21 protein-coding genes are annotated in these 25,602 nt (G+C 64.1%); 15 read left to right on the forward strand and 6 right to left on the reverse strand.

Features of this window, described 5'->3' with window-relative positions; genetic code table 11:
• Nucleotides 1-548: 548 nt before the first annotated feature.
• Nucleotides 549-1,898, reverse strand: coding sequence for a hypothetical protein (locus tag H7E91_RS03380; protein WP_182353702.1), 1,350 nt, complete (start codon nucleotides 1,896-1,898; stop codon nucleotides 549-551).
• Entirely contained in the window at nucleotides 1,895-3,211 is a 1,317-nt protein-coding gene (locus tag H7E91_RS03385; RefSeq protein WP_182353703.1) for a glycosyltransferase family protein, read from the reverse strand. Before H7E91_RS03385 ends, H7E91_RS03380 begins: the two co-directional genes overlap by 4 nt.
• On the opposite strand from H7E91_RS03385, the gene H7E91_RS03390 reads away from it, so the two are divergent.
• The 11 genes from H7E91_RS03390 to H7E91_RS03440 all read left to right on the forward strand — a co-directional run bounded on the left by H7E91_RS03390 (nucleotide 3,212) and on the right by H7E91_RS03440 (nucleotide 16,470).
• Nucleotides 3,212-3,376, forward strand: a complete 165-nt coding sequence (locus tag H7E91_RS03390) for a hypothetical protein (protein ID WP_182353704.1) — start codon at nucleotides 3,212-3,214, stop codon at nucleotides 3,374-3,376. It abuts the gene before it with no gap.
• The gene (locus H7E91_RS03395; protein ID WP_182353705.1) at nucleotides 3,373-5,358 is read left to right on the forward strand and encodes an alpha/beta hydrolase family protein; all 1,986 of its coding nucleotides are present in this window, start codon (nucleotides 3,373-3,375) and stop codon (nucleotides 5,356-5,358) included. The genes H7E91_RS03390 and H7E91_RS03395 overlap by 4 nt, the downstream gene beginning before the upstream one ends.
• Nucleotides 5,359-5,398: 40 nt before the next feature.
• A complete protein-coding gene (locus tag H7E91_RS03400; protein WP_182353706.1) occupies nucleotides 5,399-7,030 on the forward strand; it encodes a DUF2142 domain-containing protein in 1,632 nt (543 codons plus the stop codon).
• 196 nt (nucleotides 7,031-7,226) lie between these two features.
• Nucleotides 7,227-8,300 carry a glycosyltransferase family 2 protein gene (locus tag H7E91_RS03405; RefSeq protein WP_182353707.1) on the forward strand — a complete coding sequence of 358 codons (1,074 nt, stop codon included), beginning with the start codon at nucleotides 7,227-7,229 and terminating at the stop codon, nucleotides 8,298-8,300.
• Nucleotides 8,297-9,463 (forward strand): glycosyltransferase, encoded by a 1,167-nt coding sequence (locus tag H7E91_RS03410; protein WP_182353708.1) that lies wholly within the window; start codon nucleotides 8,297-8,299, stop codon nucleotides 9,461-9,463. The genes H7E91_RS03405 and H7E91_RS03410 overlap by 4 nt, the downstream gene beginning before the upstream one ends.
• Nucleotides 9,460-10,311 (forward strand): NAD-dependent epimerase/dehydratase family protein, encoded by an 852-nt coding sequence (locus H7E91_RS03415; protein ID WP_182353709.1) that lies wholly within the window; start codon nucleotides 9,460-9,462, stop codon nucleotides 10,309-10,311. Before H7E91_RS03410 ends, H7E91_RS03415 begins: the two co-directional genes overlap by 4 nt.
• Nucleotides 10,287-11,390: a glycosyltransferase gene (locus H7E91_RS03420; protein WP_182353710.1), complete on the forward strand. Its 1,104-nt coding sequence runs from the start codon at nucleotides 10,287-10,289 to the stop codon at nucleotides 11,388-11,390. The genes H7E91_RS03415 and H7E91_RS03420 overlap by 25 nt, the downstream gene beginning before the upstream one ends.
• Entirely contained in the window at nucleotides 11,387-12,316 is a 930-nt protein-coding gene (locus tag H7E91_RS03425) for a lysylphosphatidylglycerol synthase domain-containing protein (RefSeq protein WP_182353711.1), read from the forward strand. The genes H7E91_RS03420 and H7E91_RS03425 overlap by 4 nt, the downstream gene beginning before the upstream one ends.
• Nucleotides 12,313-13,959, forward strand: a complete 1,647-nt coding sequence (locus tag H7E91_RS03430; RefSeq protein WP_182353712.1) for a DUF2142 domain-containing protein — start codon at nucleotides 12,313-12,315, stop codon at nucleotides 13,957-13,959. The genes H7E91_RS03425 and H7E91_RS03430 overlap by 4 nt, the downstream gene beginning before the upstream one ends.
• Nucleotides 13,956-14,822 carry a rhamnosyltransferase gene (locus tag H7E91_RS03435; RefSeq protein WP_182353713.1) on the forward strand — a complete coding sequence of 289 codons (867 nt, stop codon included), beginning with the start codon at nucleotides 13,956-13,958 and terminating at the stop codon, nucleotides 14,820-14,822. Before H7E91_RS03430 ends, H7E91_RS03435 begins: the two co-directional genes overlap by 4 nt.
• Nucleotides 14,823-14,832: 10 nt before the next feature.
• Nucleotides 14,833-16,470, forward strand: a complete 1,638-nt coding sequence (locus H7E91_RS03440) for a DUF2142 domain-containing protein (protein ID WP_182353714.1) — start codon at nucleotides 14,833-14,835, stop codon at nucleotides 16,468-16,470.
• A gap of 182 nt (nucleotides 16,471-16,652) precedes the next feature.
• Here the strand turns inward: H7E91_RS03440 and H7E91_RS03445 are convergent, their stop codons facing one another.
• A complete protein-coding gene (locus tag H7E91_RS03445) occupies nucleotides 16,653-17,267 on the reverse strand; it encodes a dTDP-4-dehydrorhamnose 3,5-epimerase family protein (protein WP_182353715.1) in 615 nt (204 codons plus the stop codon).
• A gap of 112 nt (nucleotides 17,268-17,379) precedes the next feature.
• On the opposite strand from H7E91_RS03445, the gene rfbD reads away from it, so the two are divergent.
• On the forward strand, nucleotides 17,380-18,231 hold the full coding sequence (rfbD, locus tag H7E91_RS03450; protein ID WP_182353716.1) for a dTDP-4-dehydrorhamnose reductase: 852 nt from the start codon (nucleotides 17,380-17,382) through the stop codon (nucleotides 18,229-18,231).
• An 84-nt stretch (nucleotides 18,232-18,315) separates the two neighbouring features.
• On the opposite strand, the gene rfbA is transcribed toward rfbD, so the two are convergent.
• The 3 genes from rfbA to H7E91_RS03465 all read right to left on the reverse strand — a co-directional run bounded on the left by rfbA (nucleotide 18,316) and on the right by H7E91_RS03465 (nucleotide 20,753).
• On the reverse strand, nucleotides 18,316-19,185 hold the full coding sequence (gene rfbA, locus H7E91_RS03455) for a glucose-1-phosphate thymidylyltransferase RfbA (protein WP_182353717.1): 870 nt from the start codon (nucleotides 19,183-19,185) through the stop codon (nucleotides 18,316-18,318).
• A gap of 111 nt (nucleotides 19,186-19,296) precedes the next feature.
• Complete coding sequence (locus H7E91_RS03460; RefSeq protein WP_182353718.1) at nucleotides 19,297-19,920, reverse strand: TIGR03089 family protein; 624 nt, start codon at nucleotides 19,918-19,920, stop codon at nucleotides 19,297-19,299.
• Complete coding sequence (locus tag H7E91_RS03465) at nucleotides 19,917-20,753, reverse strand: inositol monophosphatase family protein (protein WP_182353719.1); 837 nt, start codon at nucleotides 20,751-20,753, stop codon at nucleotides 19,917-19,919. Before H7E91_RS03465 ends, H7E91_RS03460 begins: the two co-directional genes overlap by 4 nt.
• Nucleotides 20,754-20,950: 197 nt before the next feature.
• Here H7E91_RS03465 and H7E91_RS03470 point away from each other — a divergent pair, with 197 nt between their 5' ends.
• Genes H7E91_RS03470 through H7E91_RS03480 form a run of 3 tightly spaced genes read left to right on the forward strand, consistent with a single transcriptional unit; the run spans nucleotide 20,951 to nucleotide 25,587 of the window.
• Nucleotides 20,951-21,316, forward strand: a complete 366-nt coding sequence (locus H7E91_RS03470; RefSeq protein WP_182353720.1) for a WhiB family transcriptional regulator — start codon at nucleotides 20,951-20,953, stop codon at nucleotides 21,314-21,316.
• Nucleotides 21,317-21,325: 9 nt separating this feature from the next.
• A complete protein-coding gene (locus tag H7E91_RS03475; protein ID WP_182353721.1) occupies nucleotides 21,326-24,211 on the forward strand; it encodes a glycosyltransferase in 2,886 nt (961 codons plus the stop codon).
• Nucleotides 24,208-25,587 carry a DUF5719 family protein gene (locus tag H7E91_RS03480; RefSeq protein ID WP_182353722.1) on the forward strand — a complete coding sequence of 460 codons (1,380 nt, stop codon included), beginning with the start codon at nucleotides 24,208-24,210 and terminating at the stop codon, nucleotides 25,585-25,587. Before H7E91_RS03475 ends, H7E91_RS03480 begins: the two co-directional genes overlap by 4 nt.
• Nucleotides 25,588-25,602: the final 15 nt, after the last annotated feature.

The following is a 25,602-nucleotide window of genomic DNA, read 5'->3' on the forward strand; positions in this document are numbered from 1 at the left end:
CCCAGAAAAGCCATGATTTCTGACCAAGCGCCAACGTATGCTCCATTCATGACCCGGAAGTGACAACATCGTCAGTCTACATCGCGCAAGTTGTTTTGTACGTATATACAGTTCATAATTTTCGCTCGAGGTTTTTTCTCGCGGACTGAGGCCTCTTGTCCTGAAGGTCGTTAAGTCAGATAAGAAAGGACCCTTAGCTCTGAGGAGAAGGGAAGGTCCGTTTCCACGGAATTTCCCTTCTCCCACCAACCAGTTGCGTGCCGACCTTCCTTGACCCCGCAAGCGCGGGGAGCATTCTGCCATCACGTACATACATGGCTCATCCCAACACGCGTCGGGTGGCGCCCATCTTACCGGCAAGCGGCGCCCGCACACGATGCCTCGCGTGAGATCGGGTCCGCGGCGATGCCAGACTTCCTGACTCGTGGCCGAAGCGCGCCCGACGATCTGACGTCACGAGTGCGAGGTCTCTTCGCGGCGGCTGAAGAAGTTGTCGCCCCGAAGCCGGCGCCTAAACCCGTCGGCGACTGTCGTGGCAGATGCAATTTTCAGATGGTGAAGACGCCGTTGATCGATGCCAGCGCAATAAGCATCGACACCCCCGCGATCGACCAGACAGCGGTGGTACCCCACGGCCGGCGGGAGGCGATGATCGCGATGATAGCGATAGCGAGGGGAACGAGGGCGATGGAGTAGCGGGTCGCAACATTCGCGAAGTACTCGTCCCTTGTGACGATCTCCCGCACCTGGATGAGGACCGGAACGGTGAGCATGCCAGCGAGGAGCGAAAGGCCGAGGATGAAATCGCGGCTCTTCGGTTGGGAAAGCCACATGATGATGAAGGGGGAGGCAGCGATGAGGAGCGCCATGAGGCGCGAGAACGCCGCCCATTCGGGCGAGTCCAGCTCGTCAGGCATCCAATAGGGGCTGACAATCCCGAGCCCCGTTGCGAAGGTCTCGACTATTGGTGTCCCCGGACCTTCAAGCAGTTCGAGGGTCGACAGTCCCGCAGCAGGGTTGTCGATCGTCTGCGGGCCAGCCGCGCGCGTGAGAAGCGTTGCACCGACGAAGGACACCGCGGCGCCGAGCGCCGCCCCCATGAAGGGACCCGCCCACCGCCACAGGTCGCGGCCTCGACTTTTCACATGAGGGAGAGAGTAGAGCAGACCGACCGTGACAACAGAAAGGATCGCAACGATCGACAGGAGCTTCGTGCTCGCCACAAAGAACGTGAGAGCGGCAGCCATGACGAAGGCGGGCCTGCCGTCCGCCATTCTCCTCGCTATGGCGATGGCGGCAACGCCGGCGAGTGGTGCAGCAGCATCGGGGCTGATCGTGAAACCGAAGAGAGTGACGGCTGGCAGGGAGACGAGGAGGAGCGCCGCTCCGAGTGCGAGAGGCCTCCTGTCAATCCACCTGCTCAGAACGACGTAGAACGCGGAAATGCCGGTAGCGAGCCAGAGGCTGGACATGATTCTCATCGCGTCAAACAGGTCGAGGTCAGCGACCGGGCTCGCGGCCGCAGTCAGCGCCTGAGCGCCCCAGCCCGTGACCGCGTAGTACACGAGAGGGTGGAAGCCGTTGTAGTTGACCCCGTCGACCGGGAATTCGTACCGTGTCGCCTTGCCCGTACCGGCGCGTTCACACAGGTCCGTCGAGTCATCGATCCAGTCGCTGTCGCGGCACGCCCAGGCTTCGAGCGACTCCTCCGACAGCGGCTCGACCGACTTCGGGATCGAATGCTCGACCGTGAGCTTATAGGCGTAGTCGAAGTGCGTGATCTCGTCATAGAGCGAGACGCCATCGAAACGGAAGACAGCAGGGATGCAGAGCAGGAGCGTGTAGAAGAAGATGATGGCGATCGCAGCGCCATCACGGACTCGGGGCGAGAGTGTCACAGTGTCAGCACTCCCGTGGTCGACCCGAGGGCGATAGCGGCGGTCAGACCACTGAACACCCATGCGGCAGCCGGGCCCCAGCGGCGCTGAGCGAGGACGATCCCCGCGCAGGCGAAGGCGAGGGGAACGATCGTGATGGCGTAGCGTGCGGCCACACCGTCGAAATACTGCCCATTGGCAATGAGCTGGCGGATCTGAATGAGGATCGGCACCGAGAGGGCCCCTGCGAGCGTGGAGAGGGCGAGGTTGAATCGGGGATCGCTACCAGGGTGGGCGACGAGGAGGATACCAACGGCGGCGATAAGGAGAAGCCCCGTCACCCGCGCGATCATCGCCCACAGTGTTGAGTCCAGCTCACTCGGTAGCCAGTACATGCTGACGAGGTCCGCGTTGATCCCGAGAGTGTCAACGAGAGGCCTCGTGAACGGACCGACCAGGTGTTCGGTTGACAAGCCGATGATGGGATTGCCCTGCGTTGGCGGGCCCGCGAGCAGGGTGAGGAGCTCGGAGATGAGATGAGACAGGGCGGTGCCAAGCACGGCCCCGCCAAAGGGTGCGATCCACGTCAGCTGCCGGTCGTCCTTCCTGAGCCCTCGTAGCAGTGCAACCGTGACGACGGCGAAGATGCCAACGACTGCAAGGAGTTTTGTCGATGCGACGAGGAACGTGAGAATCGCCGTCGCTCGGAAGGAGGGCCGGCCACGGAAGATTCGGTGAGCAAGATAAACCGCGGCAGTCCCAGCAAGGATCGCTGCCGCATCCGGATTGACCTGGACCCCGAATGACGCGATGGCGGGTGTCGTCGCGAGTGCGAGAGTGACGGCGAGGCTGAGAGAGCGGCGCCCCAGCCACATCCGCATCGTCCCGTAGAACGCAAGGAGCCCGGCTGACAGCCACAGGACCGACATGACTCTCATGGCGACGACGAGCGACAGGTCTGACACAGGGCTCGTCATGGCGATGAGAGCGCGGGCGCCGAGCCCGGTGAGGGCGTAGTAGAGCGGCGGATGGAAACCGTTGTAGTTCACCCCATCTGCCGGGAATTCCCCGGGGGTAGCCTGCCCAGATTCTGCGAGCGTGCACAGCTCGTCGGTAGGGTTCCAGAGCGTGGGACGGCACGCCCACTCGGCCAGAACAGCGTCGGAGAGCGGCTCGATCGCACGAGGGACGCGACCCTCATAAGCGATCTTGTACGCATAGTCGACATGCGTCATCTCGTCGTAGAGGGACACCCCGGTGAAGCGGGAGATGCCGGGCAGACAGATGATCGCGGTGACAGCGACAATGACGAGAGCAACCACGATGTCTGGCACGTGGGGTTGAAGCCGCTGCCGGAGCGGGAGAGCTGTCTGCGCTGGCACATTGCCAATATAGTCGAGGACTCGCCTGTTCCGGCTCCCGCTCTCGCACACGACATCGCCGTTCGTGGCCTCGTGACCTCAACGTACAGCCCCGAGGCGGATACGATGGCGACATGAGTTCAACCACACCGCAGCAGATTTACTCCTCTCTCGACGACTTCGTCTCGACCCCTCGGGTCACCGGAATGGAGACACGGCACGGCCGCTCCATCGCATCCGTCGCGACAATTTCCGACAAGCTTGATTCTTACTCGACGCGCCTCGTTGAGGTTGGGCAGGAGCCGGTCCCGCTGACGCGGGCGAAGAAGGGCGAATCGCTCGCCGCCATTGGCGAGCGCGGCGAAATCTACTTCACCTCGAAACGTGACGATGATCGGTCTGAGGACGAGGGCACTGAGGCGCTCTGGATGTTGCCGCCTCACGGTGAGGCTCGTGTTGTGTTGCGCCGTCCCGGCGGCGTCGACGGCGTCATCGCGGCCGGCGGCCGGCTGTTCATTGTTGCCTCGTCGCTCGAAACCGCGACGAATGAAGACGAGCATGCGGAGGTGAGCAAGAAGCGCAAGGAGCGCGGGGTGAGCGCGATCCTCCATGAGAGCTTCCCTGTCCGCTACTGGGACCACGACCACGGCCCCGCGTACTCCCGGCTTTACGAGGCCACGCTTCCGTCCCTCGATGGTGATGACGATATCGAGCTGACGCCGGTCGAGGTTCCCGCCGGCAGGTTGGAGAGCGTCGAGGTGTCGGACGATGGTTCGGCTCTTCTCGTGACGATGGAGGAGACGACCGACGGCACCGTCCAGTGGCGGTCCGTCTATCTCATCCGAGATGGCAAGACGATCCCGTTTGCTCTTGCTCCTGCGATCTCGGGTGAGGAGGGCGACAGGCTCGCAAGCTATCGTGCCGGTGCTTTCTCGCCCTCCGGCGACCGCGCCATCATCCACGTCTCGACCGCCAATCGGGATGGTCATCCGTTGCGGAACACGATCGAGATCGCCGATGTCGCAACCGCGCAACGGCATCCGCTCAGCACCTCGTTTGACGATTGGCCGTCCGAGGCTGTGTGGCTCGATCAATCGACCCTTATCATGACCGCCGACCGGCGCGGTCGTGCCTCCCTGTACCGGGTTGATGTCGGGAGCGGCGAGCACACCCTCCTGACGGAGGACGATGACGCCTACCACGACATCGGCGTGTGCGATGGCGTGATCTTCTGTCTCCAGTCCGCCATCGACCAGCCGTCGACCCCCGTCACTGTCGATCCCGTCAGCGGCGACGTGACGGCGCTACCACGTCTGACCCCGGAGATCGCAAAGGTCGGGCGGCTGACCGAGGTGACGGCCACCGGCGAGGATGGCACGCAGGTGCGGGCGTGGCTCGCACTTCCGGAGTCGGATGAGCCTGCCCCGCTCGCCGTGTTCGTCCACGGTGGCCCGTGGGGGTCGTGGAACGACTGGACGTGGCGCTGGAACCCGGGTCCGTTTGTCGCTCGGGGCTATGCTGTCCTTCTTCCCGATCCGGCGATTTCGACTGGCTACGGCCAGGCCATGATCGACCGCGGCAATGATGAACTCGGTGGAGTGCCCTGCACCGACATTCTCGCTTTGGTTGATGCGGCCGAGGCTCGCGACGATATCAGCGGTGAGAAGACGGCATTGCTCGGCGGATCATACGGCGGCTACATGGCGAACTGGATGGCCGGCCATACTGGAGACCGGTTCTCCTGCATCGTCACCCACGCCTCGCTGTGGAACGTCGACATGATGGGGAGGACAACCGACAACGGCGAATGGCACGAATGGATGTCACCCACCCAGGCCGGGACATACTCGCCGCACGCTTTTGCGGAGCAGATCGAGGTTCCCATGCTCGTCATCCACGGCGACAAGGATTACCGCGTGCCCGTGTCGCAGAGCCACGCCCTGTGGCACTCCCTCCTGCGATACTCGAAGGCAGACGGCCACAGGTTCCTCTACTACCCGGATGAGAATCACTGGATCCTTAAGCCGTCGAACTCGGCGGTTTGGTATGAGACCGTCCTCGCCTTCCTCGACACCCACGTGCGCGGAGCGGACTGGAAGCGCCCGGAGCTGCTCGGCTAAAACCTCCTGGTACTCTTTCGTCGTCGAGGGGAGGTCACGGATGGAGCGCAGACTGTTTGTCAGTGCCAGTGCACTGCTGACAGCGATCTATCTCATCTTCCTCATCACCTGGGCATACGCGACGCCAACCTTCCGCACCCCCGACGCTCCCGCACACTACAACTCGGTCATGCGGCTCGTCGGTGGGGGCGGATGGCCGGCGCCGGGGGAAGCGACCCTCGACCCGACCGTCCTCACGATCGCAGTCGAGGGTGGGCTTGTCCCGCCGGGTGCGCCTGACCTCAGCATCGCCCACTTCTACCGGCTCGAGGGCGGCATCATCGAGGGAAACGGCTCGACCTTCGCGAGCGTCGATCCGCTCCATGAGGTCGAACGGTCGGTTCCTCAGTTCGGTGGGGGCGGGTCAGTGGGCGTCGACCAAATGACCCAGCATCCGCCCCTCTATTACGGACTTGCCGCCGGTTATCTCACCCTTCTCGGCGCGGACAGCTGGCAGTGGGATGGTCAGCTACTCGCTCTGCGCATCCTGTCCGCGCTCATGGTCATGTGGGTCGTCCCGTCGGCGATCGCGACGGCCCGCACGCTTGGTCTGGGGCGGCGGGTGTCGCTCGCCGCGGGAGCCGCAGTCTTTGCGGTTCCACAGCTGGCTCACACCGGTTCGGCTGTCACCAATGATTCCCTCTTTATCCTCTCGGGAGCGCTTCTCACGATGGCGTGCGCGAAGGTGCTGACACGCACCCCGGCCGCGCGCGACGTTCTCCTTGTCGGTGCCCTTCTCGGGCTTGGCCTGTGGACGAAAGCAACCTTCATTCCCTTCGGACTCGTCGTCGGGTTCTCCTTTCTCTTCTCACATGGTGCGATGCCACGGACCCGCAAAGCCGTCTATGCCGGCGCGGCGGGTATTGTAGGCCTCCTTATCGGCGGCTACTGGTGGGTGCGGAACCTCGTCCTCTACGGAACGATCCAGCCAGCGGGTTACCCGAACGAGGCAACCGACTGGGCAGGTGAGGATCCTGACCCTGTCGACTTCCTCACGACCGCCCTCGAAAACCTCGTCGGATCCTTCTGGGGCAGGTTCGGCTGGCTTGAACTGCCGATGCCACCAGCCCTAGTCGCGGGTCTCACCGTCATCGCGGCAATCATGGCGATCGCCGGGCTCAGAGCGGCGAAGGGGCGGCGCCCCGCTCTGATTGTCCTCACTCTGTTCGTACCTGTGACAATCCTCGTCCTTCTCATCCAGGCATGGATGAACTACCTTCACACGGGGAATGTGGCGGGCATGCAGGGGCGCTACCTGTTCCCGGCTGTGTCCGCCCTCGCTGTCCTCGTCGCCTTCGGGATCGTGTGGCTACTCCGATTTGGGCCGTGGGCCGCCCGCTCCGGCGGCGCTCTCCTGTCCGTTGTTGCGCCAGCCGTCGGGTTCTACGGACTGTGGCTCATGCTGGGATCCTCCTATCCCGGTGAGTCGTTACTCGGTTTCTCCTGGGTCCGGTGGGATTCGTGGTCAATCGCGACAGGGTCGACCCTCAAGATCTGGTTCGGACTGTCCGTGCTTGGAAGTGCAGCGGTCGCAATCGGCGGTATCCTCGTCGCCGTCTTCGATTTCGGCTCGTCGGACAGGGCCAAGAGCGGGCTTGGGATGCAGGGCTCTGGTCGGAACGAGTTGACGTGACCGGGACAGAGGCTCGTGGCGGCGGAGTGTGCGCTGGCCAACGTGACCAGCGACGCGGAGCGGCTAGCGCGACACGGGGGTACCCTGAAGGTTGGCACGGCCGCTGTTCACGCGCTGACAAACCGAGGCGCCCGGTGCCGATCCGTTGGAGCGGTACCTAGAATCCGAACAGCATGCGGCCCGGATAGGAAGATTGATGAAAGTATTTGTGCAGGTCCCATGCCTGAACGAGGAGGCGACCCTGCCTCTAGTTCTCGAGACCATCCCCCGCGAAATCCCGGGTGTTGATGAGGTCGAGATCCTTATCATCGATGACGGGTCGACCGACCGAACGGTCGAGGTGGCCAAGGAACACGGGGTCAAGCACTTCGTCCTCCACTCGCGCAATATGGGCCTGGCCCGATCCTTCCGGGACGGTGTTGACTACGCGCTCTCGCATGGCGCCGACATTGTCGTCAACACCGACGGTGACAACCAGTATCCGCAGGAGCGGATCGGTGACCTTGTCACCCCCATTGTCGAAGGACGCGCCGACATCGTCATCGCGGACCGACAGACGTCGAAGATTGCCCACTTCTCGCGGTTTAAGAAGCTCATGCAGAACGTGGGATCTAGGGTCGTCAACGCCGCGGCTGAGACGAAACTGCCCGACGCGGCGTCAGGGTTCCGCGCCTACTCGAAGGCCGCGCTGTACCGGCTCAACATCGTTACCCAGTTCTCGTACTGCATGGAGACGATTATCCAGGCCGGCAACAAGCGTCTGCGGATTGAGTCAATTCCTGTAACGACCAACCCGAAGACCCGTGAGTCACGTCTGTTCAAGAACATCTGGCAACACATGTTCAAGTCGGGGCTTGCCATCACCCGGTCGTTCCTCATGTTCAAGCCCTACGTCATTCTTGGCTGGCTTGGCGGGATCATGATGCTCGCTGGCCTCATACCGTTTATCCGCTTCTTCATCTTCTGGCTCCAGGGCGAGGGCGCTGGCAACATCCAGTCCCTCATCTTCGGTTCGGCGATGCTCGTCGGCGGACTACTCAGCCTAGCTCTTCTTGTCATCGCCGATCTCTTACGAACGAACCGGGTGCTTATCGAAGATCAGCTCGAACGGATCAAGGAAATTCAGTTCGGGCTCGATCCGATGACAGATGACCCACAGGCCCGCACACCCGACGGGCTCATGGAACAGCAGCGCGCCCTCGAGGCGCGCCGGGACATCCCGCAAGTCGCGCCTATGGCCGACAAGCGGCAGACCGAAGGACATTCGTGACGAAGCGCAGGCAGCGGGTGCTGCTGCTTGCGTCGACATTCCCGGCGAAGCCGGGGGATGGTACGCCGGAGTTCGTCAGTGACCTTGCTGTCGAGCTGGCGAAGACAATGCACGTGAGAGTCCTCGTGCCAGCCGTGCCGGGGGCTCCTCTCCGCTCCGTGCACCGCGGGGTTGAAATTCACCGGTTCCGATTCTTCCCCCGCAAGTGGGAAGACCTTGCCGAGGGTGCAATCCTCGAGAACATCCGCGGCAAGAGGCTGCGGGCACTTCAAATCGTCCCGTTCTTTGTCTCCGAGATCGTCTGCATCGCCCGCGCGATCCGGTCTTTCCGCCCCGATGTCATCCACGCCTTTTGGATCATCCCGCAGGGACTATCCGCCTATGTCGCGAACCGGAAGATCCCCGTCCTCCTCACAACGCTCGGCGGCGACCTCTACGCCCTTATCGACACTCCGATCCGTGCAGTCGTGAAGAGAATCGTCGGCCGGGCAGAGCACACGACGGTCATGAATGAGCAAATGAAGGCACAGCTCGAGCAGCTTGGGGTGTCGAACGTCAGCGTCGAACCCATGGGTGCCGACCTCAAGGGCATCATGCCCCACACGGTGCGTGACATTGACACCGCTCGACTCCTCTTCGTTGGCCGGCTTGTCGAGAAGAAGGGTCTCGCCCATCTCATCTCCGCGCTCGCGTACGTCGACTCCGACTGGCACCTCACCGTCATTGGCGACGGCCCACTCGAGGCCGGACTCAAGGCACAGGCGGCAGGCCTCCCGATCGACTTTGTCGGAGCCAGGTCCAAGCACGAACTGCGGGAGCACTACGCGGATGCGGACATGATCGTTCTGCCCTCCGTCCGCGCCGTCTCAGGTGATCAGGACGGCCTGCCCGTCGTTCTCCTTGAGGCACTCGCCTCCGGGCTCCCCGCGATTGCCTCGGACCTGCCCGGTATCAATACCGTCATCGACGACGGCGAGACGGGCCTGCTCGTCGAGCCAGGGGACGAACGGGACCTCGCGCACGCGATCACACGCCTGTGCCACGACAGGAGCCTGCGGGAGAAACTGTCCGCGGCAGGCGAGGAACGGGCCGCGCACCACAGTGTCGAAGCGGTCGGCAAACGCTACGCTGCTCTCCTTCAGTCGATTGCGAGCCGGTCATGAGAGTGGGAGTCATTGGCGCACGCGGATTCATCGGGTCAAACCTGACGACTGCACTCGAACAGTCAGGGCACGAGCCGGTGGCCTTCACGCAGGATCGGCCTATCACGAGCCCCGAGGGCCGTGCGGCGGGTTACGGGATGGACGGCGCAGTGTGGGTGGCCTCGACGAGCACCCCGGCGATTGTCGGTCAGAATCCGGAGACCGCAGAGGCCGAGCTCACCCTGTTCCGCGATTCACTGCATGCCATGGCGGATCTTGAGATCGGGCGCTTCGTCCTCGTATCCTCCGGCGGCACGGTCTACGGCAGGGCCCCCGCCCCGTCGTCCGAAGACGATGAGCTCGCGCCTGCGAACTCTTACGGCCGACTGAAGGCAACCATGGAGCGGGTGGCGCGCGAGCACCGGCCGGACACGACCATCCTGCGACTGTCCAACGTCTACGGTCCCGGCCAGCTCGCCAAGGGCGGCCAGGGAGTCCTCGGTCACTGGCTCGATGCGGTGGCGAACGGACGCCCGCCCGTCATTTTCGGCGAGCCGACGATCGCACGGGACTACGTCTTTATCCGCGACTGCGCGGACGCCATCATCGCCGCACTCGAGAGGGATGCCGCCATCGGCGAAACGATCAACATCGGCTCGGGCGAGCCGACCACGCTGAGCGAACTCCTCAGCATCGTCCAGGACGTGACGGGCCTCGCGGTTGACCCTCGTGTCGAGCCGGGACGCCCGTTCGATAACTCGTCGACCTGGCTCCGCATCGAGCGCGCGGACACCATTCTCGACTGGCGGCCCACGACACCTCTTGTTGAGGGAGTCAAGGCGATGTGGGACTGGAAGGTCGGGCGATGAGGATCCTCGGTTTCGGAACCTACAACATCGCCGCACACCCCCGTGTCGGAATTCTGCTCGAGGGTCTGCGCGACCGTGGTCACACGGTCGTCGAGCTCAACGAGCCGTTGCGCGTGAGCACGGAGGGCCGAGTCGCCGCGCTGTCCTCACCGACGGCCGCCCTCGCGTTCTTTGGCAGGCTCGCGAAGAACTGGGGCCGCCTTATTGCTGGGACGAGACGCTACCGCGGTGGCAGTGCACCCGATGCAATCCTCGTCGGCTACCTCGGCCATTTCGACGTCCTACTCGCCAGGGCGCTCTACCCAAGGACGACAATCATCCTCGACCATCTCATCTACGCCGCTGACACGGCCGCCGATCGGGGAGCGACGGGCACGGTCCTGCGACGCATCCTCGCTGGTCTCGACAGGCTGGCTCTCGGAACGGCCGACATCGTCATCTACGATACGAATGCGCACGCGAACCTCGCACCGGACGCTCTCGCACACAAGGGTGTCGTCGTTCCCGTTGGCGCACCCGATGCGTGGTTCGAGGCGCGGCAGGACGATCCGGACACCGGGGTTGTCTTCTACGGTCTCTACACTCCGCTTCAGGGCACCACGACGATCGCACGCGCTCTGCGGCTCCTTGCCGACAGTGGTGACCTACCGAAGGCAACGATGATCGGAACGGGCCAAGATTATGAGGAGGTGCGCGAGATCGCGGGCGATGCGGACATCACGTGGGTCGATTGGGCCGAATCCCAAGCGCTCCCCGCCATCGTCGCTTCCCATTCGATTGGGCTTGGTATTTTCGGGACAACGGATAAGGCCCAACGTGTTGTCCCCAACAAGGTGTATCAGTCGATGGCGGCGGGATGTGCGACGATCACGTCCGGCACCGAGCCGCAGCGCGCCATGTTGGGAGACGCTGCAACGTATGTGCCACCCGGTGACCCGGCCGCTCTCGCCGACGCAATCCGTACCCTCGTGCGGGATCGTGCTCACAGGCAGGAGATGCGGGACCGAGCGTTCGATCTCGCCTCACGCGCCTTCACCCACCGCGCCGTCATCGCTCCCCTTGAGGAGCGGCTGACGTGAGAACGATTTTCGCGGCGCTCCGCTCGTCCGCCTTCCGATCGTTCTTCATGATCGCGGCCGCCGCGGCCGCCATCTGGGCCGTCGCGGGGAACTGGGACGAGGTGTCGGACGCGTTGGGGCGGCTGTCGTGGTGGGTCGTTCTCGCCGCGCTCGTCGTGTCTTTTGTGTTCGTCTGGGTGACGATGCTGGCGTGGCGCACGATCCTCAACGACGCTGGGGGAACGGTGAAGGCCGTGCCTGCACGGCGGATTTTCTTCGTCTCCCAGGTAGCGAAGTACCTCCCCGGCGGAGTTTGGAACTTCGTTGCGGCAGCGGAGATGGGGGCGGACTACAACATCTCCCGCCGCCGCTCCGTCACCGTTCTCCTCATGTCGATGCTTGTCTCCGTTCTCACAGGTCTCGGCCTCGCATCGATCGCGTTCTTGTTCGGACCCTCAGATCTCATCGACACGTACTGGTGGGTCCTTCTCGTGATCCCCGTGCTTCTCGTCATTCTCTACCCGCCCGTCCTCAACGTCTTCGTGAACAGAGGACTCACCCTTCTCAAACGGGACGGCATCGAAAAGCCGTTCTCGGGAAGAGCGATCGCTGTCGCTGCGGCGCTTGGGGCCGCGAGCTGGATGCTGGCCGGTCTTCAGGTGTGGATCATCCTCACGGGGCTCGGCAACGATCCGTCGCCACAGACGTATCTCCTCACGATGGGCGGCTATGCGCTCGCGTGGGCGGTTGGTTTCCTTGTCTTCTTCGTCCCGGCTGGCGTCGGGGTCCGCGAAGTCGTTCTCGGAGCTTCCCTCGCGGGCCTCGTTCCCGCCGGCGATGTCGTTGTCGTCGTCCTGCTCAGCCGAATCCTTTTCACCATCGCCGATCTTGTTCTTGGTGTCCTCTCGTCCCTGGCGATTCGGAGAGCCGCGAGGAGCGTGCAGTGAGCCTCACGACCTTCGTACGAGCCAGCGTTCTCTTGACCCTCCTCACCGTCATCATTCAAGTCGTGTGGGCGCTGACGATGCCAGCGTTTCGCGGTCCTGACGAACCGCACCACGTCAATTCGATCATGAGGCTGGCGAGCGGCGGGGGATGGCCGGAGCCCGGTGGCGCAATGATTGACCCCGTCATCTCAGAGGCGGGCAGGCAGGCGGGCCTCATCCAATCACACGAGGTTCCCTTCACGGGCGAATACCGCACCCGGCTCCTTCACGGCTCGAGCTTCGGCGGCCCGTTCGCAGACACCCCCGTCACTCCGCACCGCCTGCGGGACACGGTCTACCCGGTTGAAGCCCACCATCCGTCCTCTATCGAAGTCGACCAGATGACGCAGCATCCGCCGCTCTACTATGCGGGAGGCGCGCTCGTCGTCAAGGCCTTCGGGCTGGAGGATGCGCCGTGGGACCGGCTCGTTCACGTGTTGCGCGTCTACGGCATTGCGCTCACGATCCCGCTCGTGCCAGCAACGATCTACACCGCCCGCAGGCTTGGAGCGAACCGGCACTGGTCGCTTGCCGCGGGCCTCATCCCGCTCGCCATCCCTCAGGTGTTCGGCATTACCGCGGTCGTCACGAACGACACGCTTGCGATCGGCGCTGGAGCACTCGTTGTCGCCGCGCTAGCCAAGGCCGGCACGGAGCGGATCAGCCCGAAGACCGTCGCGCTCGTCGGTGGCTCGCTCGGCTTCGCCCTGTGGAGTAAGGGACTTCTCCTTGCCTTCGGCCTGCCCCTCATCCTCGTCTTCCTTCTTGCCGACGGTGAGCGGTGGCGGACGCGGTTGATCGCCGCGCTTGTCTCAGGGTCGATGGCGCTGCTCATCGGCTGGTGGTGGCTCCTCAATATCGTCCGGTACGGGGTACTTCAGCCCGCCGGCTATTCACGACCAGTGCCAGCAGACTGGGATCCTGCCACGGCAGAAGTCAGCCATTTCGTCACGATCGCGTTCCGGACGTTTACGAAGTCCTTCTTCTCCTCCTACGGATGGTTGGAAGCGGACTTCCCCACCTGGTTGACGTGGATTCTTCTTGGCCTCCTCCTCGGCGGTACAGCGCTCTCCATCGCCGTTGCCGGCAGGTCGCGGAAGGTGGTCCTCATCCTGCTGTCTCCGTTCGCGGGTCTCATCGTTCTGCTGTATGTGCAGGGCTGGTTCAACTATGTCGCGACCTCGGTTGTCGCCGGTGTTCAGGGCCGCTACCTCTATCCCACCCTCGCGGCCTTCGGCTGTCTTGTCCTCGGCATCGCGATATGGGGCCGGTGGGGATACAGGCTCTTCGCCCTCTTGACAGTCGGTGTCGGCGCCTTCGGCTATGCCTGGTTGCTTCGCAACGCCTACCCCGGCCAACGGTGGTTCGATATCGACCGATTCGCTCACGTCGCGGGCGTCCCCGCACCCATCGTCGTCATCATCCTCACCCTCTATCTCCTCGTCAACGTGACCATCCTCGTCGTCATCCTGAGGAAGGCATCCGACCCGGATGTTCTCGCCGGGCCGCAGTCCGGTATTGCTCGACGGAGATGGCAGGGCCCGCCGCCCGGCTCGGCAGCGGATCACACCCACGTCCCAGCGGGTGAGGAGGCGCGCCAGTGAAGGTCCACGCCGTCGTTGTCACATACCGTCCGGGACCGGTCGGGCCCCTCATCCGCGCTCTTGCCGCCCAGTGTGCCCACGTGACAGTCGTCGACAACACTCCCGGCGGTGACGAGGAACTCGCGGCCGTCTGCACGGGGGCCGGCGCCGAGCTCGTCGAGCTCGGCGACAATATGGGAATTGCCGCAGCTCACAACATCGGCATAAGTGCCGCGCTTGAGAATGGGGCAGATGCTGTTCTCCTGTCCGATCAGGATTCGATCATCCCCGCTGGGATGGTCGAGACGCTTGTCTCTCATCTTGATCGCGGCGTTGGAGCGGTTGGTCCTGTTCCGGTCGAAGGCACGGACGAGCTCGTGTATACGGACCACCGCTGGGGCCCGAAGCGTGCCCCGCTCCCTGCCGGGGCCCAGGAGATTGAGGTGTCCTTCCTTCTTGCCTCCGGGTGTCTCATTGAGAGGACGGTCCTCGAGGACGTCGGGTTGATGAATGCGGCGCTCTTCATCGATCACGTCGATCTGGAGTGGGGAATGAGGGCGCGGCGGGCCGGGTACCGACTCATCGCCATCCCGACAGCCGTTCTCGAGCACAGCCTCGGTGACAGCGTCGTCAAGGTTCCGGGCCGGGATCAGGTCGTTCACATTCACAGCCCGATCCGAAACTACTACCTCATCCGCAACACGCTCGCCCTTATCAAGACCGATCTGCTGCCGCGGCAGTGGCGCGTTCGCTACGTCTACTGGATCACGCGTTTTTCGATCTTCAACGTCCTCATCAACGCCGACCGGAGGGAGCGTGCCCGATACGTCGTCCGTGGCTTTATCGACGGGGTGACGGGCCGCATGGGCAGGTACGGCAGGTAGTGTGACCGACATGGGGAAGCGTGCATTTGTCACGTCAGCGGCGGTGTTGACACTTCTCGTCCTCATCATTCAGGTCGTGTGGGCCGTGACGCTCCCCGGTTTCCGGGGACCGGACGAGCCGCATCACGTCAACTCCATTCTCCGGCTAGCCTCGGGTGGGGGATGGCCGCCGCCGGGCGAGGCGCGTGTCGACAGTTCCGTCATCGGCGCCGCACGCGAATCGGGCACACTCACATCCGGCGCCCAGGGGTTCGTCGGGCTCAATCGAACAAAGCTCAACAACGACCGAGTTGAGCCACGCACGGAGCCACCGTTCCCAACGTACTTCCGTGACCGAGAGGTCGTCCCTCACGAGAAACGCTCCGTCATTGGCACCGTTGCGCAGGCCGATCCGGCCAGCGTCGAAGTCGATCAGATGACCCAGCACCCGCCCGTCTACTACGCCGGTGGGGCGCTTGTCACGAGAGCTTTCAGCCTCGACGAGCTGCCGTGGGATCGAATGCTACTTGGTCTGAGGGTGTACGGAATCCTCCTCACCCTTCCCCTCATCCCCGCCATCGTGTACACGGCGAGGAAGCTCGGAGCACGTCGCACGTGGGCCGTCGCGGCCGGATTCCTTCCCTTTGGCATCCCGCAATACTTCGCGATTACCGCAGGAGTAACGAACGATACCCTCGCTATCGGCGCAGGTGCGGTCGTCGTTGCCGCTCTTGCGAAGGCTGGTGTTGAACGTATCCGGCCGCTCACTGTCACCCTTGTCGCGGTGTCTCTCGGCGCGGCCCTGTGGACGAAAGGCCTTCTGCTCGCGTTCGGGCTCGCTCTGATCCTCGTCTTCGCCCTCAAGCGTCAGGAGACGTGGCGGGCCAGGTTGACCGCTATCGCCGCATCCGGCGCGGGTTCTCTCCTCATAGGCTGGTGGTGGATCCACAACATCATCCGCTACGGCGTTATCCAGCCGTCGGGTTTTGTTCGCTACGTGCCGGATTCCTGGGATGAGTCGATGGCGGACGTGTCGGAGTTTTTCAGCTTCGCCTGGGACTCAATCACGACCTCGTTCTTCTCCGCCTTCGGTTGGCTCGACGCCGACTTCCATCCGACCTTCACGACCCTCCTCACGCTGTCACTCACCGCCCTCATCGTGTGGTCGGTCGTCGCTGCAGGGCCGCACCGCGCCACCTTTATCGCCTTGCTCGCGCCAGCTCTCGGCACGTTACCGCTGCTCCTCGCCGAATCGTGGAGTGCCTACACGACGTACGGCACGATCGCGGGTGTCCAGGGACGCTATTTCTATCCTCTACTTGCCGTCCTCGGCGGGACCGTGCTCGGTTTGAGGCACCTACGGGGCAAGACAATCGTCATCTTCGCCTCGACCTGCCTCGCCATTGGCGCCTATGGCTTCGTCTTCTTCCTCAATAGCGCCTACCCCGGATATCCGTGGATTGACTTCCCGAGATACGCCCACGTTGTCGGAATCAGCCACGTTGCCCTGACCATCATCCTCGAAATTCTTGTCGCCGCCTTCATCGGTGCCTTCGCTCTCGCCGGCCTGACCGGCATTCGAGAATCCCGGCTCACGTTGTCTGCTACCGACCTCGCCATTGTCCACGCCGTCGAGCCGACTCGGCCGAGCGGGGCAGGGCATGGGTGAAAACACGCTGGCGGACCGTAGCGGTTGAGATGCACCGGCATCGGCGCTTCGAAGGGGAGCGGTCTTGCCCACGCGGCGGCTAGCAGGGAACACTCCCCATCGGGCTCCCGGCACGACTGACAGACGGGCGTGGAAGAGGAAGCCGCCGGACCGCATGTGCAACCCGGCGGACTGACATCACTCTACTTTTGCCGGCTGACGAAACCGTGCGCGAGGGCGAGAGTAGGTAGCAGTCCCATCTCCGCGGCCTTCAAGAGCCCGGGCGCGTCCCTATCCTTGTCGGAGAGGATGGGCGCGATTGGGTTGCCGTGGCGGTCTTCAGTGGGCCAGTCGATGCCGATCGTCTGACACAGCGGGTTGATGCCGTGCTCGCGCGTGGGGGAGTACGTTGTCGAACAGAGATACGTGGCGACCGAATCATCCTCGAGCGACATGAAGGCATGGCCGAGGCCCTCGGAAATGAAGATCGCGTTGCGCTCCTTGTCATCAAGGAGGACCGAATCATACTGCCCAAACGTCGGCGAATCGATGCGGATGTCGATGACGAAGTCGAGGATCGCCCCTTTAGGGCAGAACACGTACTTCGCCTGCGACGGCGGCACGTCAGCGAAGTGGATGCCGCGGATAACGCCCGCACCGGAGACGGAGGTGTTGACCTGTTCGACGCGGAGAGACCTGCCGATCGCCTCCTTGAAGGCGGGCTGCTTGAACGCTTCGAGGAACGTGCCCCGGCTGTCCGGGAACTGGCGGGGGGTGATCCGCCAAGCACCGCTTATTGCAAGGGGCGTGATATCCAACTGAGCCTCCAGACGCCGGTTCCACATACTGCGTCAAGGTTAGCACCTAGCATGGTCGCGCGGACCGGCACGCTAGTCTTGGACCATTATGATGCGGACGAAAGGACTGCCGATGCGGTGGATGGTTGTGGGCGCGAAGGGCATGCTGGGCACTGACCTCGTGTCGAAGCTCGTCGAGGCCGGGCACGATGTGCTCGCCGTGGACAAGGATGAACTCGACATCACGAACGAGGGTTCGGTCAACCACACTGTCGGCGGCGTTGACGTCGTCGTCAACGTTGCGGCGTACACGGCGGTCGATCGGGCAGAAGAGGAGGAGGCCGCGGCCTTTCTCGTCAACGCTGTCGGACCTCAGCATTTGGCCCGCCGGTGCCGGAAAATCGGCGCCCGCCTCGTCCACATTTCTACCGACTACGTCTTCAACGGGTCGAGCTCATCGCCCTATCAGGAGAACGGCGCCGCATCCCCCGCAGGCGCCTATGGCCGCACGAAGGCTGCCGGGGAGTGGGCTGTCAGGGCGAACACGGACGACTACGTCATCGTCCGCACAGCATGGCTCTACGGCGCTCATGGCTCGTGTTTCCCGAAGACGATGGCGGCGCTGTCAGAGAAGAACGGCACACTTTCTGTCGTCACCGACGAAGTCGGCCAACCGACGTGGACTGCAGATCTTGCGGACCTCATCGTCCGCCTTGTCGAGGCCGAGGTGCCGTCCGGGATCTACCATGGAACGTCCTCGGGCCGGACAAACTGGTACTCCTTCACACAGGCGATCATGACATCCCTTGGCAAGGACCCAGCGATTGTCAAAGAGACGACCGCGGCAGCCTTCAACCGTCCCGCTCCCAGGCCCTCGTTCTCGGTGCTCGGCCATAATCAACTCGTCGCCGCTGGCGTGAAGCCGATCGGCAACTGGCTGGAGCGCTGGAACGCTGCTGCTGAGACGGTGCTTGCGGATTACTGAGCAGCGCGGCCTGGCGTTGTCGGCCGCGTTCCCATCATTGTCGCCTGCCCGAATTGACGGGCAGGCGACAATTGGGTCGACGCGCTACCGGCCACGCTCGATGAGAGACAGGAGATATTCTCCATAACCGGACTTCATGAGGGGCTGGGCGCGCTCGGCGAGCTCGTCGTCGCTGAGGAAGCCCATGCGCCACGCAACCTCCTCGGGAGCACCAACCTTCAGGCCCTGGCGCGCCTCGACCGTGCGAACAAAGCTCGTCGCGTCGGCGAGTGAATCGAATGTTCCCGTGTCGAGCCAGGCGGTACCGCGGGGAAGCACCTCGACGGAGAGCTTGCCCTCGCGGAGGTAGTGGGCGTTGACGTCCGTGATCTCATACTCGCCGCGTGGCGAAGGCTCGAGGTCCTTTGCGATCGCAACAACGTCATTGTCATAGAAGTACAGGCCTGGCACGGCGTAGTTCGATTTCGGCTTCGTCGGCTTCTCCTCAATCGAGATCGCCTTATTGTTCTCGTCAAACTCGACGACGCCATAGCGCTCCGGGTCATTGACGTGGTACGCAAACACGGCGCCGCCGTCAAGGTTGATGTGCCTGCGTAGCTTTGTGCCCATGCCCTGGCCGTAGAAGATGTTGTCACCAAGGACGAGGGCGGCGGCGTCGGAACCAATGAACTGCTCGCCGAGGACGAAGGCCTGCGCGAGACCGTTCGGAACCTCCTGAACGGTGTAGGAGAGGTTGACTCCCAGCTGGGAGCCGTCGCCGAGCAGGCGGTGGAAGGACTCAGCGTCGTGCGGGGTCGTGATGATGAGGATGTCCTGGATGCCGGCGAGCATGAGGGTTGTCATCGGGTAGTAGATCATCGGCTTGTCGTAGACAGGGACAAGCTGCTTGGAGATGCCGAGAGTGATCGGGTGGAGCCTCGTGCCTGAACCGCCGGCCAGAATAATGCCGCGCATCGCTAACCTTCCGTGAGGGGACGTCTTTCCGCCATTATTCCCCGGATCACGACACCCCGCACTCACCCCGGCCGTGACGTACCGATCCTGCGAGCCAGCGGCACACCACTTTCAGCCCGCGAAGACGAGCGGTCGCGCCGACTCTGCCTGCATAGCCTTCGCTGCACTGGCGGCATCCGACACGACGAGCGTGCTACCGGTAGCGACTGCGGCGACGAACGCGTCAAGAAGCTCCATCGGGTTCGGGTCGACCACGAGCAGGCGGCCCGGTGCCCCGTCGATAGGGCGCGGCAACACGGGCGCCGCGAGGGATTCGTCGAGGAGAATGTCGGCCTGGCCGAGCACCTCAGCGTTGCCATCGATGACACCGGCGGGAAGCTCTCCCGGCCACGACATGTCAAGAGCGCCGAGTGCGACGACGATGACATCATCGCCATCCGCCTCGGGGTCGGTCGTGACGACGGTGTCGCCCTCTGACGACAGCTCGGCACCAGCCAGTAATCCGCCGAGCCCCCACGTGAGGAGCCGCCAATGCGTTGGCAGGTCGAGCCGAAGCGGCGCGCCCGGTTCGATCATGAGATCCCCAGCAAGCAGATTCGCGGCCTTCGCTGCGTGGTTCGCGACGACTCTGCCCGACAGCTCAAGGCGAGGCGCCCCTGCTGCGCTCCCGTAGAGCGTGAGAACGGGAGAAGCGCCCCGCTCAACGAGCTTGCGGTAGATGGTGAGTGCAGTCACAGCCCCATCGTCTCCCGCCCCACCTGGAGGCAGGCGTGGGATGCGGCGGCAATGTACTCCGGCCCGTCCCACACCGGGTGGGTCGGGACAGCGTCGGTATACGACTCGTAGATGGCGCCAGCCCGTTGCAAAATGTGGATCCCGGCAGCGACGTCCCACGAGTTCGTGCCAGTTGAGAACGAGGCGATGCCGGAGCCGTCGGCGACAAAGCAGAGATCGAGAGCGGTCGACCCCGTCCGCCTCATCGACCGGAACTGCGCGGCAGCCTCGCGCCAACGCAGGAGAGAGCTGTCGTCCCGCGCGACGCGGATCGAGGGGTACTCGGTCATGCAGAGTCCGTCCTGCGGTTCAACGGTCGGGTCAACCTGAAGAACGCGAGTGGGCTGGCCAGGCTCGTCGAGGTAGGCACCATCATCGTCAGCTGACCATGTGCGGCTCGTGCGTGGCTGGTGGACGGCGGAGGCGCGCAATTCGCCAGAACGGACAGCTGCAATGGAGATGCACCAGTAGTCCCAGCCCGCAGCGAAGTTCGATGTCCCATCGATCGGATCGACGAGCCAATACAGATCATCGTCACCGGGGCCGTCTGACGGACCACTCGCTGTCGACCAGCCGCTCTCCTCCCCGAGCACATGAGAATCCGGGAACCGGGTGAAGATCGCCTCGCGGATCGCCACCTCCGTCGCCTCGTCGTGGACGGTGACAACGTCGTGGAAACTCGTCTTCGAGGTCAAATCACCGCGCTCGCGGCTCGCGGCGAGCACGCCAGGGCCCAGCTTCGCGACAAGGTCGAGGAGGAACGAACGAATCTCAGCAGAATTGGTTTCAGACACGTGTCAATGCTGACACGCCGATTCGCAACACGCCAATCCCGCATGTGAGGCGAATCTACCCCGAATAGGGATATATCGGCGTGTCTCGCGCACTTTCTCGGCACGTGGGGAGATAATTTGACCTTTTCACCTTGACCTTTCGGGGCTTACATGGTTGTAATTTACCAAGTGACCGATTGAGAAGGGGGTTCGATCAGATGTGGAATCTGACCGGCGACCAGGCGCCAAGCAGGCGTCCTGAGGATCGGGGAGCGACCGTGACATCCCTCCCCACCAGCCGACCGACACTGTTTCATTCACTGTGGGGGCTGGGCTATGACGAGGGTGGCCTGGGATGGCTCGATCGTGCCCTCTGTGCTGAAACGGACCCCGATATCTTCTTCCCCGAAAAGGGCGGTTCCACCGCCCCGGCCACAAGCGTGTGCCAGAACTGCGACGTCCGCATGGACTGCCTTGAGTACGCTCTCGAGAATGACATCCGGCACGGCATTTGGGGCGGCATGTCCGACAACGATCGGCGGCGTGCGTCCCGTCAGCGCAGGCGAGCCGCTGGAGAGCGCTGACACTGAGTGATGACGAACCCCCCTGCCGACGGCATCCACGCGGTTGTCGTCGGCTCGTCCACGTCCGAGCATCTACCGGTCACACTCCGTGCCGTCGCCGATGGGACCCGCGCACCCGATCGGCTTAGCCTCGTCCTCCTTGATGGAGGCGACGTCGACACGAGTGCTCTTGAGACGCGTGGGATTGCCGTCACCATCATCCGGTCGGACGCTCAGACCTCCGGTGAGGCGTATGCGGCTGGCGTTGACGAAAGCGAATGGACGTGGCTACTGCACGCCGATTCCGCCCCGGCTCCCACCTGCCTCGCCGAGCTCCACCGCGTCTGCGAATCGTCAAAGATGATCGCGGCAGCCGGTCCCAAGCAGGTCGGCTGGGATGACCCAACCGAGCTACTCGAGGTCGGCATCAGAGCCACCCGATCCGGACGCCGCGTACCCGAGCTCGATCCGGGGGAGAAGGATCAGGGACAGTTCGACACCCGTGACGACGTCCTTGCCGTCGGAACAGCGGGGATGCTGTTACGCACGGCAGCGCTCGATGCCGCAGGCGGTTTTGACCCCGCTCTCGGCCCATTTGGAGATGGGCTTGAGCTCTCCCGCCGCCTTCGAGCCGCGGGCCACCGTGTTGTTGTCGTCCCAAGCGCCGCTATTCGGCACGCGAGAGAATCCTTTGCGGATACCCCGCACTCGTTCGGTCGCCGCCGAGGGGCCCAGATGTACACGGCTCTGCAACGCGCACCGCTCCTCGTTGCACCGGTTCTCTTCCTCCTCTACATGGTCCTCAGCCCAGTTCGGGCGCTCGCGCGGATTGCGCTCAAAGACACGGTCCGTGCCCGGGGGGAGCTCTGGGCGGCTGTCGAGCTACTCCGGCGTGCGTCTGCCCTCCACGCAGCTCGGAGACGGCTCTCTCGGGCGACCGTCACCCGTGCGTACCGCAGCCTCGAAGCGACCCATCGGGACGTTATCGAGGGCCGGTCCGATATTCGCAAGGCACGGCGGGAAGCGGAGAAGCTACGGAATTTGCCACCGGCCCACGTGCGGCGTGAGGTAGCGGAGCGGCGTGCCCGAACGAGGGCGAGCGCGTCAGCGCTCGCGGTCATCACTCTCGCTCTGGGGATCGCCGGTTTCGCGCCCAACCTGTCAGCTTTCGGGCTGAGCGGCGGCGGCCTCCTGCCGGATGATTCGAGCGCGGGCGACCTCCTTCAGGCCGCGACAAGAACGTGGGTTCCCGCGGGGGATGGGCACGCCGGACATCTCGAGCCACTGTGGATTCTCGCGATCCCGTTCACATGGCTGGCGGGCTACGCCGGAGGCACCCTGACCGAGGCGATCTATCTCTTCTTCATCGCCGCCCCCATGCTCGCGGGCCTGTCCGCATTCCGCGCATCGGGCAGCGTTGCCACCTCGCCGACGCTGCGGTTCATTCTCGGCGCGGTCTGGGCCGCAGCCCCACCGTTCCTCTCCTCCCTGTCTGCCGGGTCCGCCGGTGCCGTGCTCTTCCACATCGTCCTGCCGCTGCTGGCGATGAGCTTCGTCCGAGCAGTGACAACACGAGCATCGTCCCACCTCGGCTCAGCCGCGTGGTGGACACTCGTCGCCGGTGCTGCCTATCCGGCAGCGATTGTCGGTGTCGCGATATTCGCGATCATCGCCGCGCTCAGTCAGCGACGATTCACGTGGCTATGGGTCCCGATCCCAGGCACGGCGCTTGCGGGCCCCGCCCTGTGGTCGATGACAAAATCCCTGCCCGAGTCGCTCGTTCGACTACCGGGTGCGCCGTTCGAGTGGACGCTAGCCGAGCGGTGGGAGGTCCTCGCGGGATGGCCGATGGGGGTGGAGACAGCTCAACCTGTCCTCCTCGCTGCGGCCGCACTTGTCGTCGTCACCGCGATCCTCTCCCTCGTTCGTGTCCGCAGAGCCCGCGCGGTCCGCATCGGCTGGCTTCTCGTCGGTGCCGGTGGGGTGCTCACGGGCTTCGCCCTCACACAAACTGACGGCGTCGACCAGTCAACCCTCGCCGAGGCACCGGCGTGGCCCGGGCCCGGCCTTAGCCTCATGTGGCTCGGTCTCGTCGTCGCTGTCGCCGGCGGCGCCCACGGCCTGCGGGCAGACCTATCCGCGTCCGGTCTGTCTGTCCGCCACCTGCTCGTCGGAGCGTGCACGCTTGGTGTCGTGGGAATTCCGGTTGCCGGTAGCGCGGCCTGGCTCATCGCCGTTCATGGGGACGGAACCACCCTCGTCGGCGACGCTCCTGCGACGATGATCCCCGCGGTCGCTGCCAAAAGCGCAACCGACCCCGCACGGGGCCGTACTCTCGTTCTCAGTGAGACCGAAGGGGGGTACCGCGCTGAGCTGTGGCGAGGGGATGGTCCGCAACTCACGGCCCGTGGTCAGGTCGGTGGTGACGTCCTCGCGGGCGCTCTCGCACGGCTCGGTGAAGACGACTTTGCGGAGCTTGTGGCCCGTCACGCTGTCACCGTCGTCCTCGTCCCGGGCTCGGACGCTGACGAGCTCGGCACGCTTCTTGACGCATCTGATTCGATCACGAGGATCACGAAGTCCGAGATCGGCACGTTCTGGCGTGTCGATGTGCCCTCGGGGCGGGTCATGCAGGGCGAGAACGTTCTCGAGTCTCATGTCGTCGATGCGACCGTGACGGCCGAGCCGGGCGTCCTGACACTGGCAGAGCGGGACGACCCGGGGTGGACAGCCGTTCAGGACGGAGTCGAGCTCGAACGGGCCGATGATCCGTGGCGTGCTGCATGGCAGGTTGAGAAGCCCGGCACGGTTCACATCAGCCACGACGGCGGTTTTGCCCAATGGTGGGTCACCCTGATCCGCATCCTTCTCATTGCCGGAAATATCACTGTCAGCCTGCCGTGGAGGGCCCGATGAGAAGACCCCGCATCGCATCCAGCCTCGCCGCCCTCGCCATTGGTGCGGGTGGCATTGCCGTTGCCATCACCGTTCCAGTGGCAGAGCCCGCGGGCGTCGACCCCGTCCGCGTTGAGGGCGCAGCCCGCGCTGTCTCGCTCGCCTGCCCGCCTGATTTCGAGAAGACGATGGGCGCGATGACGGCAGGAATCGGCGGAGAGGATTCCGACACTCTGGTACGTTCCCGCTCGATCGTTGTCGGCGGCGGCGACGCCGCCCTCGGCTCGTCCGATCTCGGCTCCGGTGGTGTGCGCACCTTCTACGAGTCGGGTGCCTTCCCCGGCGAGCTCACAGTCGAGCAGGGCGAAGAACCCGTCCTCGCGGCAGCGACAACCCAGCGCTACCAGGAGCTGGGAGAACTTGCGGGAATGGCACTCGCCCCCTGTGTCGCTCCCGCGACGACCCAGTACCTTGTCGGCGGTTCGACGGCCGCGTCCGCGTCAGCCCAACTTGTTCTCACCAATGTCTCCGGTAGTCCGGCCACGGTCGCGGTTACCGCATACACGTCAACCGGCACGGCGGGGCCGTCTGTCATCTCATCGACAACAGTCGATGCACAGTCGTCCCAGACGATTCTCGTCGAGGCAGGAGTGCGCGATCCGCGCCTCGCGTTCGAAATAACGTCGACCGGTGGGCAGGTGGCAGCCCACCTGCTTCTCCATGAGGTCGACGGCATTTCCGGGGCCGGCATCGGATCTGTCACGGCAGGCGCGGAGCCGGGGACGACCGTCGTCATCCCCGGTGCGGACCTCACGGGCGAGCATGGGACGGTCGCTCTGCGAGTGGTGAATCCGGGGGAGGAGCGTGCCACCATGTCCGTCTCCTCGATCACCGCGGACGGCATCGAGGAGGTCCCGGGAGCCCAGGAGGTCGCACTGTCGCCAGGCACGGTCCTCGATTTGTCGATGGACGGGTTGCGGGGAGACTGGTCCGCCCTCGTTGTCGAATCCGATGTGCCGGTTCTCGCCGGCGTCCGGATCGACCTTGACGATGATTATGCATGGCTCGCTTCAAGCGAGGCCGGCCATCGGAGCGCGGCAGTGATCCCCGACTCGACCTCCCAGGTCACGCTCTATGCGGATGAGCCGACGGAGGCGGCAGTGACGTTCTTCGATCACGAGGGTGGCGAGCTTGACACGGTGGAGGTGACGGTCGACCGCCTTGCCTCGATCACGAGCCCCGACCGCGCCTCACACGTTGTCATCGATGCCGACTCTCCCGTCCATGTCGGCATCCTGTCGGTGCGGGAGATCGGCTCGATTACCGGAATCTCCGGCCTTGTCGCGACCCCGCCTCCGTCCACGTCAGGCGAACTCCTCATTGACATCGTGAGCTGAGCTCGCCCAGACGAC

The sequence above is a fragment of the Flaviflexus huanghaiensis genome (assembly GCF_014118685.1).
Taxonomy (GTDB): Bacteria; Actinomycetota; Actinomycetes; order Actinomycetales; family Actinomycetaceae; genus Flaviflexus; species Flaviflexus huanghaiensis.

Bases quoted from the DNA above. Each gene is read 5' to 3' on its own strand.
- H7E91_RS03415 (WP_182353709.1), top strand. From the start codon at position 9,460: ATGAGAGTGGGAGTCATTGGCGCACGCGGATTCATCGGGTCAAACCTG.
- H7E91_RS03400 (WP_182353706.1), top strand. From the start codon at position 5,399: ATGGAGCGCAGACTGTTTGTCAGTGCCAGTGCACTGCTGACAGCGATC.
- H7E91_RS03475 (WP_182353721.1), top strand. From the start codon at position 21,326: ATGACGAACCCCCCTGCCGACGGCATCCACGCGGTTGTCGTCGGCTCG.
- rfbD (WP_182353716.1), top strand. From the start codon at position 17,380: ATGCGGTGGATGGTTGTGGGCGCGAAGGGCATGCTGGGCACTGACCTC.
- rfbA (WP_182353717.1), bottom strand. From the start codon at position 19,185: ATGCGCGGCATTATTCTGGCCGGCGGTTCAGGCACGAGGCTCCACCCG.
- H7E91_RS03395 (WP_182353705.1), top strand. From the start codon at position 3,373: ATGAGTTCAACCACACCGCAGCAGATTTACTCCTCTCTCGACGACTTC.
- H7E91_RS03470 (WP_182353720.1), top strand. From the start codon at position 20,951: ATGTGGAATCTGACCGGCGACCAGGCGCCAAGCAGGCGTCCTGAGGAT.
- H7E91_RS03480 (WP_182353722.1), top strand. From the start codon at position 24,208: ATGAGAAGACCCCGCATCGCATCCAGCCTCGCCGCCCTCGCCATTGGT.
- H7E91_RS03405 (WP_182353707.1), top strand. From the start codon at position 7,227: ATGAAAGTATTTGTGCAGGTCCCATGCCTGAACGAGGAGGCGACCCTG.
- H7E91_RS03440 (WP_182353714.1), top strand. From the start codon at position 14,833: ATGGGGAAGCGTGCATTTGTCACGTCAGCGGCGGTGTTGACACTTCTC.